A 14,670-nucleotide genomic window follows, 5' to 3' on the forward strand; every position below is an offset into this window, starting at 1 on the left:
GGCATCGGTGGGTTGAATCGGTCGAGCCGCCGGCCAAGGCGGACGGGAGAACGCCATGTCGGACAGATCACAGCAGACGCCGCCGGGTGGGGCGCAGCCGGGCAGGGGCCTGCCGCGCCGCCACCTCGTCGGAGCCCTCGCCGCCGGGATGGCGGTGGCGGCCGCGCCGGTCGCGGCGGCGGCCCCGTCGGGCCGGCTGGAGACGGAGGAATTCCGCCTGCCCTGGAGCGAGCCGGGCGTCGAGATCTACGTGCGCAACAAGCGCCCCGCCGGGATCGATCGGTTCCCGGGCGACCGGATCCTGCTCTACGTCCACGGCGCGACCTATCCGGCCTCCACGGCCTTCGACCTGCCGCTCGGCGGGATGTCGGCCATGGACTATCTCGCGGGGCTGGGGTTCGACGTCTACCTCGTGGACCTGCCGGGCTACGGCCTGTCCGGACGCCCGGCCGCGATGGACGCGCCGGCCTCGGACAACGCGCCCTTCATGCGGACCCCCGACTCCGCCAAGGTTGTCGGACAGGTCGTGGACTTCATCACCAAGCGGCGCGGCGTCGAAAAAATCGACCTGATGGGCTGGTCCTGGGGGACCTCGACCATGGGCCTCTACACCAGCACCCACAACGACCGGGTCAACCGGCTCGTCCTCTACGCGCCGCAATGGCTGGCGCGCACGCCGGCCCTGATCGGCGGCAACGGGCCGCTCGGCGCCTATCGCAGCGTCAGCCGGGACAGCGCCCGGGCGCGCTGGCTGACCGGCGTGCCCGAGGACAAGACGGCCGACCTGATCCCGCCCGGCTGGTTCGATCTCTGGGCCGACGCGACCTTCGCCACCGATCCGGTCGGCGCGAAGCAGACCCCGCCGGTCCTGCGCGCGCCGAACGGCGTCGTCGCCGATTCCAAGGACTACTGGCAGGCCGGCAAGCCGCTCTACGACCCGGGCGACATCCGCGTCCCCGTGCTGATCATCCACGCCGAGTGGGACGCGGATCTGCCGAGCTACCAGGCCCAGGAATACTTCACTAAGCTCACGCACGCCCCCTACAAGCGCTTCGTCGAACTGGGGGAGGGCACCCACACGGTGATGATGGAGAAGAACCGCATGCAGTTCCTCCACGCGGTCGGGGCGTTCCTCACGGAGGCGGATCCGCAGGCGCTGAATTGACGGCTTCTCGTTCGCCGCGCCGTGATCCCGGGCGCGGCAACCGCAGGTCGCCCCCTGTGGGACTCCAACCCATTGACCTCATCCTGCGGTGCGGCACCTCAGGATGAGGGCGAGGATGGAACGGACCGCCTACTCCGCCGCCTGCCGGGCCCCATACCCCAGCCGCTCGTTCAGCGCCCGGATCAGGTTGACGGCGGCCTCGGCGATCACCGTGCCGGGCGGGAAGATCGCCGCGGCACCGGCGGCCCGCAGGGCCTCGTAGTCGCCCGGCGGGATCACGCCGCCGATGGCGATCATCACGTCGTCGCGGCCCTGCTCGGTGAGCGCCGCCTTCAGCTCCGGCACCAGGGTGAGGTGGCCGGCCGCGAGCGACGAGACGCCGACGATGTGCACGTCGTTCTCCACCGCCTGCCGGGCGGCCTCGGCCGGGGTGGCGAAGAGCGGCCCGATATCCACGTCGAAGCCGAGATCGGCGAACGCCGAGGCGATCACCTTCTGGCCGCGGTCGTGCCCGTCCTGGCCCATCTTGGCGACCAGGATGCGCGGCCGGCGGCCGTCATTCTCCTCGAACGCCTCGACCAGCGCCCGGACTTCCTCGACCACAGGCGACATGCCCCCCACCTCGCGCTTGTAGACGCCGGAGATCGAGCGGATCTCGGCGCGGTGCCGGCCCCAGGCCTTCTCCAGGGCCTCGGAAATCTCCCCCACCGTCGCCTTGGTCCGGGCCGCCTCGACGGCGAGTTCGAGCAGATTGCCGTCGCCGTCCGCGGCCCGGGTGAGCGCCTCGAGCCGGGCCGTGACCGCGGCCTCGTCGCGCTCGGCGCGCAGGCGCTTGAGCTTGTCGATCTGGAGGCGGCGGACATTGCCGTTGTCGACCCGCAGGAGGTCGATGGCCATGTCGTCGTCGGCCTTGAACTTGTTGATGCCCACGATGGTCTGGCGGCCGGAATCGATCCGGGCCTGGGCGCGGGCGGCCGCCTCCTCGATCCGCAGCTTGGGGATGCCGGCCTCGATCGCCTTGGCCATGCCGCCGAGCCCGTCGACCTCGCGGATATGCTCCCAGGCGCGGGCCGCGATGTCGGCCGTGAGCTTCTCCACGTAGTAGGAGCCGCCCCAGGGATCGACGATCCGGGTGGTGCCGCTCTCCTGCTGCAGGAACAGCTGGGTGTTGCGGGCGATCCGGGCCGAGAAGTCGGTGGGCAGGGCCAGCGCCTCGTCGAGGGCGTTGGTGTGGAGCGACTGCGTGCCGCCCTGCGTCGCCGCCATCGCCTCGATGTTGGTGCGGGTGACGTTGTTGAACACGTCCTGGGCGGTGAGCGACCAGCCGGAGGTCTGCGAATGGGTCCGCAGCGCCAGCGACTTCTCGGATTTCGGGTCGAACCCCTTCACGAGCTTGGCCCAGATCAGGCGCGCCGCCCGCATCTTGGCGATCTCCATGAAGAAGTTGGTCGAGATCGCCCAGAAGAACGACAGCCGCGGGGCGAACTGGTCGATGGTCAGGCCGGCGGCCAGCCCCGCCTTGATGTACTCGACGCCGTCGGCCAGCGTGTAGGCGAGCTCCAGGTCGTTCGTCGCCCCGGCCTCCTGCATGTGGTAGCCGGAGATCGAGATCGAATTGAACTTCGGCATATTCTTCGAGGTGTACGCAAAAATATCCGAGATGATCCGCATCGATCCCTTGGGGGGATAGATGTAGGTGTTGCGGACCATGAATTCCTTGAGAATATCGTTCTGGATCGTGCCGGCAAGCTTCTGCGGCGGCACGCCCTGCTCTTCCGCCGCGACGATGTAGAGGGCGAGGATCGGCAGCACCGCGCCGTTCATCGTCATCGACACGGTCATCTCGTCGAGCGGGATGCCGGAGAACAGCGTGCGCATGTCGTAGATCGAGTCGATCGCCACGCCCGCCATGCCGACATCGCCGGAGACCCGGGGATGGTCGGAATCGTAGCCCCGGTGGGTGGCGAGATCGAAGGCCACCGACAGGCCCTTCTGCCCGGCCGCGAGGTTGCGCCGGTAGAAGGCGTTCGAATCCTCGGCCGTGGAGAAGCCGGCGTACTGCCGGATCGTCCAGGCTTGCGTGACGTACATGGTCGGGTAGGGGCCGCGCAGGAACGGCGCGAGGCCGGGATAGGTGTCGAGGAACTCGATGCCTTCGCGATCCTCCGGCCCGTAATGGCCCTTCACCGGGATCCCCTCCGGCGTCATCCAGGGCTCGCCCAGATCGGGCGCCGCGACCGCGAGCGATTCGCCGGCGAGCGGGATGTCGGCGAAGTTCGGGATGCGGGAGGTCATGGCGTTGACTCGTTGTGGCGTTTGTCATGCCATTATAGGGACGCGCTTGAGGCGGGCTACTCCCTTGTGGTCGAGCCGGACGGTCTGATTTCAGGAGGCCCCGGACGCAGCCCGTTCACGGTGTTGTCGGATGTTTCGGGCGCCGACCCGGCGCGCTTCCCCCTGGCGATCCCGGGGCTTGCCCGGGCAGGAGAACCTGTCTGGGCGCGGACGCTAGGCCGTGGTTCCGGACACGCGCCATCGTCCCCACCCGCCTCGCGGCGCCGGGGGCATGGCCCAAGAAGCAACACGCGGGACGCGGGACGCCGCGGGAACCCAGGTGGTGAGCGAACGCGCGGGATCCGATCCCCGCGGCGCCCGCGGCATCGGCCGGGCGTGGGCCCCGGCCGGTGCCGTCTTTCTCGTCGCGGTGCCTTTCAGCGCGCCCGATCCTGCGACGTCTCTGCAGACGGTCTCGGACGAGGTGCACGCACCTCCGGAACCCGCAGTGAGTCTGTGGCCTTCCAGCCGTTTGCCCGTCTCGTAATGGACGGGTCCGCAGGTCCCTTGGGGTCGGCCCAGAGGAGGGTCGGCGCGGGGGCATTTCCTCAGCCCCGCCGGGTTGGCCCGGTGTTTCTCCGCCCGGATCCGAGACACGCCCCGTATCGGTCACGCCGCCCGGGGCGATGGCGGCTGAGAGCCACCGACGCGGGCACCGCCCCGTCCCCGGACCCGCCCGGTCAGCCACCGGGCGGGCCCCCGAAGGACGGACCGGGATCGCTCCCGGACCGCCGCGGACAGGTGGCGGTTAATGAGCACAGAATAGGAATGTTGTCAAGGGCGTGAGTGCGGCTCCCCTGCGCGGGCACGATGTTCACGCTTCTCCTTTTGGGGGAAAAAGCGCGAACCGCGCGTTTCCCTCCCCCCTTTGCGGGGGAGGGTGGCCCGCGAAGCGGGTCGGGAGAGGGGAGCGACGGCTCAGGATGGGGCTATGCCCGTCTTGAAGGAGGCGCCCTCTCCTGAAGCCGCGCTCCCCTCTCCCGACCCCTGCTGACGCAGGGGCCACCCTCCCCCGCAGAGGGGGGAGGGAGAGACCCGGGACCGTTCGCGCTGGCGTCAGACGGGGACATGGGAATCCGTCAGCGCGCCAGGGCAGGGCTCTACAAGAGCGCGCAGCGCCCCAGGCATCAGGGCTCTGCCCTGATCACCCGCCAAAGGGCGTGCGCCCTTTGGAAACCCCGTCCTGCCTGCGTGCGCCCCGCAGGACGTAGACCAGAGCCCCTGCGAGCATCAGCGCCATCCCGTACCACGTGATCGCGTAGACGAGGTGGTTGTTGGGGAAGGCGATCACCGTGAGGCCGCCCACCGGCAGGCCGCCGGGATTGGGCGCCGCGTCGGCGTCCACGAAGTAGGGCGCGACATCGCTCAGGCCGCGGGCGGACGCGATGGCGGCCACGTCCCGGGAGTACCAGCGGCCGTCCTTGGGATCGTTGGAGCGCAGGAACGCGCCCTTCGGCTCCGTCAGCCGCAGCAGGCCGGTGACCGTGACCTCGCCCGCGACCTGTCCGGCCGCACGGCGCGCCGGGTCCCGGTTTTCGCCGGGCACGAAGCCGCGGTTGACCAGGACGAGGCTGCCATCCGGGCGGCGCAGCGGCGTCAGCACCCAGAAGCCGCCGCCGCGCTCGGTGACCGCCTGGACCAGGGTCTCGCGGTCGTGGAGGAAGCTGCCCGAGAGCCGGACATGCCGGTAGGCGTCGTCGGGGCCGACACGCGCCCAGTCGGCGGGGCCGGGGGCCGGCACGGGCGGCGCGTGGACCCGGGCGTCGACCCGGGCGATCAGGTCGAGCTTCCAGGCCCGGCGCTCCACCTGCCACGTGCCGAGTCCGAGCAGGACGACGCAGACCAGGGCCGCCGCGACACCGAACACGATGCGGCGCCGCAACGAGAACGGGGCCGGGGAGGGGCCCGCACCGGAGCTCCCCGCCGACCCCGACGGGGTCACGTCCGCACGCCCGCTCAGCGGGCGTTGTTCATGACGTCGTGGGCATCCATCGGCATCATGTTGTGATTGAGGTGGTACATCACCCACACCGAGCCGGAGAGCATGATCACCACGAGCGTGATGGTGAAGATCAGCGCCATGAAGGTCCAGCCGCCCTCCGACTTCGTGCTCATGTGCAGGAAGTAGATGACGTGCACGACCATCTGGACGCCGCCGAGTGCCAGGATCACCAGGGTGGTGACGAGGCTGTTGTCGAGCACGTTGCCCATCACCAGCCAGAACGGGATCACCGTCAGGATCACCGACAGGACGAAGCCCGTCATGTAGCTCTGGACGGTGCCGTGCCCGCCGCCGCTATGGGCGTGGGAATCGTGCGTGTCCTGGCCGTGACCGGTGAGGTGGTGTGCGTCGGCGCTCATTCGAGCACTCCCATCAGGTAGACGACGGTGAAGACGCCGATCCAGATTAGGTCGAGGAAGTGCCAGAACATCGACAGGCACATCAGCCGCCGCTTGTTCTCGACGATCAGCCCGTGCTTGCGCACCTGCACCATCAGCACGATCAGCCACAGGATGCCCATGGAGACGTGCAGGCCGTGGGTCGACACCAGGGTGTAGAACGACGACAGGAAGGCGCTGCGCCAGGGCGGTGCGCCCTCATGGAACAGGTGGACGAATTCCCGGATCTCCAGGAACACGAAGGCCGCGCCGAACAGGCCGGTCACCGCCAGCCAGATCTGCGTCTGCTTCACCCGGTCCCGGTCCATCTCCAGCATGGCGAAGCCGTAGGTGATGGACGAGAACAGCAGCATGGCGGTGTTCACCGCGATGCCCGGCAGGTCGAACAGTTCCTTCGGGGTCGGCCCGGCCGCGTAGCTGCGGCCGAGCACCCCGTAGGTCGCGAACAGCGTCGCGAAGATGAGGCAGTCGCTCATCAGGTAGAGCCAGAACCCGAGCATGGTCGAGCCCTCGGAGTGATGGCCCTCCTCGTCGGTCTGGTAGAAGACCGGCGCCGCGGCGCCGGGGGGTGCAGTCTCCGCGTGCATCATCGGATCACGCCATCTCCAGTTCGCGCGTCCGCTGACCTTCCGTCCGACTGACCGTGTCGGCGGGAATGTAGTAGTCACGCTTGTAGTTGAAGGTATGGGCGATCGCCACGACGAAGATCGCCAGGAAGCTGAGCGCCGCCAGCCACCACACGTACCAGATCATGGCGATGCCGAAGGCGAAGTTCAGGCCCGCCAGGATCGCCCCGGTCGCGGTGTTCTTGGGCATGTGGATCGGCTTGTAGCCCTGCATCGGACGGGCGAAGCCGCGGTTCTTCATGTCCCACCACGCGTCGGAATCGTGGACCACCGGGGTGAACGCGAAGTTGTAGTCCGGCGGCGGCGAGGAGGTGGACCATTCCAGCGTCCGGCCGCCCCACGGGTCGCCGGTCAGGTCCCGCAGCTTGTCGCGGTTGCGGATCGAGACCACGAACATGACGATCTGCGAGGCGATGCCGCAGGCGATCAGCGCGGCGCCGATGGCGGCGATCACGAACCAGATCTGCAGCGACGGGTCGTCGAAGTGCTGCATGCGCCGGGTCACGCCCATCAGGCCGAGCACGTAGAGCGGCATGAAGGCGACGTAGAACCCGGTCACCCAGAACACGAGGGCGACCTTGCCCCAGAACTCGTCGAGCTTGAACCCGAAGGCCTTCGGGAACCAGAAGGTCACGCCGGCGAACATCCCGAACAGCACGCCGCCGATGATCACGTTGTGGAAGTGGGCGATCAGGAACAGCGAGTTGTGCAGCACGAAGTCGGCCGGGGGCACCGCCAGCAGGACGCCGGTCATGCCGCCGATCACGAAGGTGACGATGAACGCCACCACCCACAGCATCGGCACCTCGAACCGGATCCGGCCGCGGTACATCGTGAACATCCAGTTGAAGATCTTCGCCCCCGTGGGGATCGAGATGATCATGGTCGTGATCCCGAAGAACGAGTTCACGTCCGCGCCCGAGCCCATGGTGAAGAAGTGGTGCAGCCACACGAGGTAGGCGAGGATGGTGATCACCACCAGCGCGTAGACCATCGAGGTGTAGCCGAACAGGCGCTTGCCGCAGAAGGTCGAGGTGATCTCCGAGAACACCCCGAAGGCCGGCAGGATCAGGATGTAGACCTCCGGGTGGCCCCAGATCCAGATCAGGTTGAAGTACAGCATGGCGTTGCCGCCGAGATCGTTCGTGAAGAAGTGCGTGCCGACGTAGCGGTCGAGCGACAGCATCGCGAGGACGGCCGTGAGGATCGGGAAGGCGGCCACGATCAGGATGTTGGTGCACAGGGACGACCAGACGAAGATCGGCAGCTTCATCATGGTCATGCCGGGCGCGCGCATCTTCACGATCGTGGCGATCAGGTTGATGCCCGAGAGCAGGGTCCCGATGCCGGCGATCTGCAGCGCCCAGATGTAGTAGTCGACGCCGACGCCGGGGCTCATGGACGCCTCCGAGAGCGGCGGGTAGGCGAGCCAGGTCGCGCGGGAGAACTCGCCGACGAACAGCGAGACCATGACCAGCATGCCGCCGGCCACCGTCATCCAGAAGCTGAAGTTGTTCAGGAACGGGAAGGCGACGTCGCGGGCGCCGATCTGCAGCGGCACGGCGAAGTTCATCATCCCCGTGACGAACGGCATCGCCACGAAGAAGATCATGATCATGCCGTGGGCGGTGAAGATCTGGTCGTAGTGGTGCGGCGGCAGGAAGCCCTGCTCCGAGCCGAACGCCACGGCCTGCTGCGAGCGCATCAGGATCGCGTCGGCGAAGCCGCGCAGCAGCATGACCGCCGCGAAGATGCAGTACATGATGCCGATCTTCTTGTGGTCGATCGACGTGATCCAGTCACGCCACATCGGCCCCCAGAAGCGGTAATAGGTGATGACGCCGATCACGGCGAGACCGACCACCGCCACGCCGGCGAACGTCCCCTGCAGGATCGGCTCCTGGTAGGGGATCTGCTCGAACGTGAACCGCCCGAGGATCAGCTGCTGTAAGTCCAAATTTGCGAACATGGGATCGGCCCGTTCAGTGGGTTCGACGGCGACCGCCGGTCATACGGTGTAAGGCTCGCTCTCCGGGGAGCGATGTCGTCTTTGGTTCATCTGCGTCATTGGTTCAGTTGCTTGGGCGCGATCTGACCGCCCTCGCTCTGGCCCTCGCCGGAGCCCTTGCCCTGGTCCTCGGGCGATGTCCGCCCGCGGGAATCCGGGTTGCCCATGTCGGGCCGCGGCCGCATGCCCTGAGGCTGCGTCTGCCCGTGCGGGCCGGTCCCCGAGGCCGGGGTCGTCGCACCGGGCCCCTCGACGCCGCGCTCCGCCAGGCGGTTGTCGTATTGCAGCCGCTTGTAGTTCGCCTCCGCCTCCTCGCCCGAGGCACCGCCCTGGGCGTCGATCTTCGCCATTTCGCCGACGCACATCTGGTCGGGCCGGGGGCACATGCCGATGATCCGGTCGTAGAGGCCCTTCATGTAGGACTTGTAGTAGCGCGCGGGCTCGGCCTCGCTCGGCTCCTCGAGCTTGAGGTAGGCCTCCTGGCTGAGCTCGCCGCCCTCGGCCTTGGCCTTGGCGATCCACTGACCGAAGGCGTCATCGGTCAGGCCGTGGAACTTGAAGAACATGTTCGAGAAGCCGGCGCCGCTGTAATGCGCCGAGCGGCCCTCGTAGGCGCCCGCGCGGTTGATCACCGCGTGGAGCTGGGTCTGCATCCCCGGCATCGCGTAGACCATGCCGGCCAGCGTCGGCACGTAGAACGTGTTCATCACGTCGGTGGCGGTGATCTTGAACTGGATCGGCCGGTCCACCGGCGCGGCGAGCTCGTTGACCGTGGCGATCCCGTATTGCGGGTAGAGGAACAGCCACTTCCAATCCATGGCGATCACCTCGACCTCGAGGGGCTGGGTGCCGGCCGGGACGTCGCGCTTGGGGTCGATCTTGCTGAGCGGCCGGAACGGGTCGAGGGTGTGGGTCCCGATCCAGGTGAGGGCGCCGAGCGCGATGATGATCATCAGCGGTGCGGTCCAGATCAGCACTTCGAGCTGCGTCGAGTGGTGCCATTCGGGATCGTAGACCGCGTCCGCGTTGGTCGCCCGGTAGCGCCACGCGAAGATCAGCGTGAAGGCAATCACCGGCACGATGATCAGGAGCATCAGCCCGGTGGCGGCCAGCACGAGGTTGCGCTGCTGCTCGGCCACGTAGCCGGCCGGGTGCAGCACCACGAAGTTGCAGCCGCCGAGCAGCGTCAGCAGCGGCAGGGCGAGGAGCGGCAGGAGGCGCCGCCCGCGACCGCCCCGGGCTCGCACGGTGTCGGTCCTGTCCGGTCGATGGGTCGTGGAGGTCACAGCACGCGTCTCGTCATCCCAGGCCGCGAATGCGGCGCTTCTGCCATGCCGCGAATGCGGCGCTCTGCCATGCCGCTGCCGCGGCGCTTCAGCCGTGCCGCGCGAGGCGGCGTTCCTGTCAGATCCCGGACGGCCGCGCGGCCCGCGCGGCCCGCCGTCCCGGCTACATCTGACGCATTTCCGAGCGATCGAAGTACAGGGCCGCGAGGGTGCAGACTGCGCCGGACAGGAGGTACACGCCGATCATCGCCAGCCCGTAGCGCTGCGACAGGAACAGCGCCACGAGCGGGGCGAAGCCGGCGCCGATCAGCCACGCGAAGTCGGAGGTAAGCGCGGCCCCGGTGTAGCGGTAGTGGTTGCCGAGCCGGGCGGTCACTGCGCCCGCCGTCTGGCCGTAGGCGAGCCCGAGCAGCATGAAGCCGATCGTCACGTAGATGGTCTGGCCGATGGCGCTCTCGCCGAACAGGAGCGGCGCGATGATGCTGCCGACGGCGAAGAAGCCGATCAGCGAGGCGCTCATGATCAGGCAGTTGCGCCGTCCGATCTGGTCGGCGATCAGCCCGGAGGCGGCGACCGCGCCGGCGCACACGATGGCGCCCGAGAACTGCACGATCAGGAAGTCGCCGGGGGAGCGGCTTGTGGGGTTGAGCGCCAGCCACGCGATCGGGAAGATCGTCACGAGGTGGAACAGGGCGAAGGCGGCGAGGGGCACGAAGGCGCCGCGCATCACGTCGCCCGCATGGTGGCGGAACAGTTCCAGCGCCGGCACCGGCCGCAGCCGGTCGAGATCCATCATCCGGGCGAACTCTTCGGTGGCCACGAGCCGGAGCCGGGCGAACAGCGCCACGACGTTGATGGTGAAGGCGCAGTAGAACGGGAAGCGCCAGCCCCAATCGATGAAGTCGGCCTCGTCGAGATTGACCAGGAAGAAGGCGAACAGGGCGCTCGCCACCATGAAGCCGAGCGGGGCGCCGAGCTGCGGGATCATCGCGTACCAGCCGCGCCGCTCCCGGGGGGCGTTCATGGCGAGCAGCGAGGCGAGGCCGTCCCAGGCACCGCCGAGCGCCAGACCCTGCAGCACGCGCAGGGCCGCCAGGATGTAGACGGAGGCGATGCCGATGCTGTCGTAGCGGGGCAGGAAGCTCACCGCCGCGGTCGAGGCGCCGAGCAGGAACAGGGCCGTGGTGAGCTTGACGCTGCGCCCGTGGCGCCGGTCGATCGCCATGAAGATCACCGTCCCGATCGGCCGGGCGATGAACGCCAGGGCGAAGATCGCGAAGGCGTAGAGCGTCCCCTTCAGCGGATCGACGAAGGGAAAGAACACCTTCGGGAACACCAGCACGCAGGCGATGCCGAACACGAAGAAATCGAAGTATTCGGACGCGCGGCCGATGACGACGCCGATGGCGATCTCGTTGGGATGGACCTTGTGGTCCCCCATCGCCTGCTGGGCGTCGCGCTCGAGGCCCGTGACCGTAGGTGTGTTCGCACTCATCGCTGGCTGTCGCCCTCGCCGCGCGCCCCCTGGGACGCCTTGGCCGGAACCGCCTCTTGCGGCATGTCCAGAGGTATCGCAACCGGCCCTGGACGCAAGTTCACCCACTGACGCATGCATGCCACCGTGCGCGATCCGCCGAGTCGGACTGGCCGTTCAGACGCGGTAGTGCGCGGAATTCCGTGACAGGTTGATGTTGTAGTACGGGTCGGCGCGCAGCTCCGGGCCCCAGCGGTCGAGCATCGTGAGCACCTCGCCCTCGAAGCGCTTCTGCTTCTCGGGCGTGTCCTCGGCCCCGCGGCTCTTCGACTCGTGGTGAATGAGCTTGGCGAAGGGCGTCCAGACGATGCGGTAGCCGGCCCGGCGGACCTTCAGGCAGAGATCGACGTCGTTGAAGGCGACCTTCAGGGCGGCCGCGTCGAATCCGCCGACCTGCGCGAAGATGTCGGCCCGCATGGCCAGGCACGCGCCGGTCACCGCCGAGACCTCGTGGGCGATGACCATGCGGCAGAAGTAGCCCGGATCCGCGTCGGCCACGCCGAGATGGCTGTGCCCGGCAACGCCGCCGATCCCCAGCACGATTCCGCCGTGCTGGATGGTCCGGTCCGGATAGAGGAGTTTGGCCCCGACGGCGCCGATCTCGGGCCGGACCGCGTGGCGGACCATCTCGGTGAGCCAGCCCGGCTCCAGCACCTCGATGTCGTTGTTGAGGAACAGCAGGATCGGCCCGGTGGCCGCTGCCGCCCCCCGGTTGGAGAGATCGGAAAAATTGAAGGCCCCCGGCACCGGCACCACGCACACCCGCGGATCGTCGCGGTAGCGGGCGAACAGGGCGGCGGTCTCGGGCTCGCGGCTGTCGTTGTCGAGGATGATCACCTCGATATCGGGATAGCCGGTGGCCGCGAGCAACCCGTCGAGGGTCACCGACAGGAGTTCGGCGCGGTCCCGGGTCGGGATGATCGCCGAGACCCGGGGCGGCGGCTCCGGCAGGGGCCGGATCAGGCGGTTGAAGCCGTTGGGGCCGGCCTCGGCCCGGCCGCCCCAGGGCGCCACGATTTCCTCCAGCGCGCGCAGGCGCGCGGCCTCCGCCCGGGCCAGCGAGCGGTCCGAGAAGGTGCCGGAGCCCTGCGCCGCGCGCCAATGGTAGAGCACCCGCGGGATGTGGCGGATGCGGGCGGGATCGAGGCCATCGGTGAGCCGGAGCAGCAGGTCGTGGTCCTGGCTGCCCTCGAAGCCGGGGCGCAGGCCGCCGACCGCCCGCAGGGCCTCGGTCCGCACCACCGTGAGATGGTTGATGTAGTTCTGCGCGTAGAGCAGCTCGCGGTCGAAGGCGGCCTTGAAATGCGGGTCGAACCGGCGGCCGCGCCCGTCGATCTTGTCCTCGTCGCTGTAGATCAGCACGAGGTCCGGAGCGCGGCGGAGCGCCCGGGCGACCTCGTAGAGGGCGTCCTCGGTGAGCGCGTCGTCGTGATCCATGAAGGCGCAGGCGACGCCCCGGGCGAGGCCCAGCGCATCGTTGGTCGCCCGGGCGATGTGGCCGTTCTCCGACCGGGTATGGACGCGGATGCGCGGATCGGCCTCGGCGGCGCGGGCCAGGATTTTTGGGATCGCGGGCCGCGTGGAGGCGTCGTCCACGACGCAGAGCTCCCAGTGGGAATAGAGCTGCGCGCTGAGCGAGGCGAGGGCGGCCCGGAGCACCTTCGGATCAGGATCGTGCACCGGCATCAGCACGGAGATCAGGGGCGGGTCCGCCCAGGCGGCGATCTCGGCGGCGATCCCGTCCCGCTCCGCCCGGCGCAGGGCGTGGGTGCCGAGCCAGGCCTCGTAGCCGGTCACCCGCCGGTGGCGCAGGGCCCGGCCGAGGAAGCCCCGGGCCCGGACCTTCTTGCCGAGGACGCGCCAGGTGAGCGCCTGGACGGTCAATCCGGGCTCGCGCAGGAGGCCGCGCAGGGCCAGGATCGGCCGGGCGAGGCGGCGCACCGCGATCCGCCTCAGGTGGGCCGGCACCCGTCCGGACGGGTCGGCGACGCGGAGTTCGGCCGCGTCCTCGGGCAGGCGGCCGATCCACGCGCAGGCGCCCCCGCCCCGCGCCTCCTGGGGCAGCGGCGATCCCGGCCGGCCATCGGACCCGACGAGGCTGATGTCCGGCACGGTGTCCCGGGCCTCCGCCGGATCGTTGGACAGGACGACCTCGACCCAGCGGCCCGCAAGGCCCGGGAGCGCGACGCGCAGCCCGTCCGGGGCCGCCCGCGCCGCGAGGGGGCGCGGCCCGCGCCAGGGCCCGGCGACCTGCACCGGCGGGAGGCGGGATTCGGGGGCCTTCGGCCCGGTCGAGGACACCATCAGAGCCCGCTCGCGTCGGCCGCGGTGGCCCGCACGCGGTCCCGCGGGGCCCCATCGCCGCCGATCGTCGCCCCGACCGATCCGAGATGCCCGGCGGAAGCGGGCCGCCCATCGGCTGAGGCCGGGACCCGGACGGGGCCGCCGGGACGGTCCGCCGCGATCCGGCCGCGGGTCGAATCACCCTGATCGTGGTCGATGAAGCGGCGCATGTCTCGAAGCTTGAGGCGGCGGGCCGGCGCTTCGCGGCGCGGCCGGATGCCGGGGGGCAGGCCCATAGCGCATTTTACCGCCCCCGTGCACCTCGTGCCGGCGGACGGCCCGCGGCGGGTGCCCGCCCGCCGGTCAGAACACAGGTTCCGCTTGCGCCCCCGCCGGCCAGCCGCTATAGGCCCCGCCCACCGGAGCCGTACGGCTCCGGCCCGGGCGCGTCGCTCAGCGGGAGAGCACTACCTTGACAGGGTAGGGGTTTCCCCCAATAAGTCGCTGATCCGGTTAAGCTATTTCGGCGGTTTCGGGTTCGACGAACCTGAACAGGTCGGAACGGAGACGTAGCACAGCGGTAGTGCATTCCCTTGACATGGGAAAGGTCACAGGTTCGATCCCTGTCGTCTCCACCACTACTTCGGGACCGCGACCGGTTTCCCAGTGGTGATCCCAGGTTCGGCGAACCTGGAACAGGTCCGATCGACGGGCTGGGCGCCGTGCTGGCAGACCGCCGGGTCGAGACCCGTCCGCCGGCGAAGGCTCGGCGGATCGACCTGCGACCGGGCCTCGACCCGGTGCGTCATCCGTCCGACGCCGAGCAGCCCGCGCAGCTTCGCCGTCACGCCGATCATGACCAGCAGTCCGAAGACCAGGGCGAAGATCGATAGGGTGTGCCGGATCGCATCGGCATAGTCCCGCCCGGCATGGACGATCAGCCAGCCCACCGCGATGAACACGGCGGCCGAGATCAGCGGGATCGTCAGGTCGGGCATCGCCATCAACGGTCCGAGCCGCGGCCCGGTTCGGTT

11 protein-coding genes and 1 tRNA gene are annotated in these 14,670 nt (G+C 69.3%); 2 read left to right on the forward strand and 10 right to left on the reverse strand.

Annotation, left to right across the window (positions count from 1 at the left end; translation table 11 throughout):
• The first annotated feature begins 55 nt into the window (after positions 1 to 55).
• The gene (locus AC3IF1_RS16995) at positions 56 to 1,165 is read left to right on the forward strand and encodes an alpha/beta hydrolase (RefSeq protein ID WP_489218568.1); all 1,110 of its coding nucleotides are present in this window, start codon (positions 56 to 58) and stop codon (positions 1,163 to 1,165) included.
• A gap of 129 nt (positions 1,166 to 1,294) precedes the next feature.
• On the opposite strand, the gene scpA is transcribed toward AC3IF1_RS16995, so the two are convergent.
• From scpA to AC3IF1_RS17040, 9 genes are all read right to left on the reverse strand, one after another.
• The gene (gene scpA / locus AC3IF1_RS17000) at positions 1,295 to 3,460 is read right to left on the reverse strand and encodes a methylmalonyl-CoA mutase (RefSeq protein WP_489218569.1); all 2,166 of its coding nucleotides are present in this window, start codon (positions 3,458 to 3,460) and stop codon (positions 1,295 to 1,297) included.
• A 1,183-nt stretch (positions 3,461 to 4,643) separates the two neighbouring features.
• Positions 4,644 to 5,381, reverse strand: coding sequence for an SURF1 family protein (locus AC3IF1_RS17005; RefSeq protein WP_489218570.1), 738 nt, complete (start codon positions 5,379 to 5,381; stop codon positions 4,644 to 4,646).
• A 74-nt stretch (positions 5,382 to 5,455) separates the two neighbouring features.
• Entirely contained in the window at positions 5,456 to 5,860 is a 405-nt protein-coding gene (gene cyoD, locus AC3IF1_RS17010) for a cytochrome o ubiquinol oxidase subunit IV (protein WP_489218571.1), read from the reverse strand.
• Positions 5,857 to 6,489 carry a cytochrome o ubiquinol oxidase subunit III gene (cyoC, locus tag AC3IF1_RS17015; protein ID WP_243906763.1) on the reverse strand — a complete coding sequence of 211 codons (633 nt, stop codon included), beginning with the start codon at positions 6,487 to 6,489 and terminating at the stop codon, positions 5,857 to 5,859. The genes cyoD and cyoC overlap by 4 nt, the downstream gene beginning before the upstream one ends.
• 4 nt (positions 6,490 to 6,493) lie before the next feature.
• Complete coding sequence (gene cyoB, locus AC3IF1_RS17020) at positions 6,494 to 8,494, reverse strand: cytochrome o ubiquinol oxidase subunit I (protein ID WP_243973703.1); 2,001 nt, start codon at positions 8,492 to 8,494, stop codon at positions 6,494 to 6,496.
• 95 nt (positions 8,495 to 8,589) lie between these two features.
• Entirely contained in the window at positions 8,590 to 9,819 is a 1,230-nt protein-coding gene (cyoA, locus tag AC3IF1_RS17025) for a ubiquinol oxidase subunit II (protein WP_489218572.1), read from the reverse strand.
• 163 nt (positions 9,820 to 9,982) lie between these two features.
• On the reverse strand, positions 9,983 to 11,314 hold the full coding sequence (locus AC3IF1_RS17030; protein WP_243973702.1) for an MFS transporter: 1,332 nt from the start codon (positions 11,312 to 11,314) through the stop codon (positions 9,983 to 9,985).
• A gap of 156 nt (positions 11,315 to 11,470) precedes the next feature.
• On the reverse strand, positions 11,471 to 13,657 hold the full coding sequence (locus AC3IF1_RS17035) for a glycosyltransferase family 2 protein (RefSeq protein WP_489218573.1): 2,187 nt from the start codon (positions 13,655 to 13,657) through the stop codon (positions 11,471 to 11,473).
• Positions 13,657 to 13,932 carry a hypothetical protein gene (locus AC3IF1_RS17040; protein WP_489218574.1) on the reverse strand — a complete coding sequence of 92 codons (276 nt, stop codon included), beginning with the start codon at positions 13,930 to 13,932 and terminating at the stop codon, positions 13,657 to 13,659. Before AC3IF1_RS17040 ends, AC3IF1_RS17035 begins: the two co-directional genes overlap by 1 nt.
• Before the next feature lie 267 nt (positions 13,933 to 14,199).
• Here AC3IF1_RS17040 and AC3IF1_RS17045 point away from each other — a divergent pair.
• Positions 14,200 to 14,274: transfer RNA gene (locus AC3IF1_RS17045), tRNA-Val, on the forward strand.
• Here the strand turns inward: AC3IF1_RS17045 and AC3IF1_RS17050 are convergent.
• The gene (locus tag AC3IF1_RS17050; protein ID WP_243971508.1) at positions 14,275 to 14,640 is read right to left on the reverse strand and encodes a hypothetical protein; all 366 of its coding nucleotides are present in this window, start codon (positions 14,638 to 14,640) and stop codon (positions 14,275 to 14,277) included.
• Positions 14,641 to 14,670: the final 30 nt, after the last annotated feature.

It is taken from the genome of Methylobacterium sp. E-012, from assembly GCF_057836545.1.

Bases quoted from the DNA above. Each gene is read 5' to 3' on its own strand.
- AC3IF1_RS16995 (WP_489218568.1), top strand. From the start codon at position 56: ATGTCGGACAGATCACAGCAGACGCCGCCGGGTGGGGCGCAGCCGGGC.
- scpA (WP_489218569.1), bottom strand. From the start codon at position 3,460: ATGACCTCCCGCATCCCGAACTTCGCCGACATCCCGCTCGCCGGCGAA.
- cyoD (WP_489218571.1), bottom strand. From the start codon at position 5,860: ATGAGCGCCGACGCACACCACCTCACCGGTCACGGCCAGGACACGCAC.
- cyoC (WP_243906763.1), bottom strand. From the start codon at position 6,489: ATGATGCACGCGGAGACTGCACCCCCCGGCGCCGCGGCGCCGGTCTTC.
- cyoB (WP_243973703.1), bottom strand. From the start codon at position 8,494: ATGTTCGCAAATTTGGACTTACAGCAGCTGATCCTCGGGCGGTTCACG.
- AC3IF1_RS17030 (WP_243973702.1), bottom strand. From the start codon at position 11,314: ATGAGTGCGAACACACCTACGGTCACGGGCCTCGAGCGCGACGCCCAG.
- AC3IF1_RS17035 (WP_489218573.1), bottom strand. From the start codon at position 13,657: ATGGTGTCCTCGACCGGGCCGAAGGCCCCCGAATCCCGCCTCCCGCCG.
- AC3IF1_RS17040 (WP_489218574.1), bottom strand. From the start codon at position 13,932: ATGGGCCTGCCCCCCGGCATCCGGCCGCGCCGCGAAGCGCCGGCCCGC.
- AC3IF1_RS17050 (WP_243971508.1), bottom strand. From the start codon at position 14,640: ATGGCGATGCCCGACCTGACGATCCCGCTGATCTCGGCCGCCGTGTTC.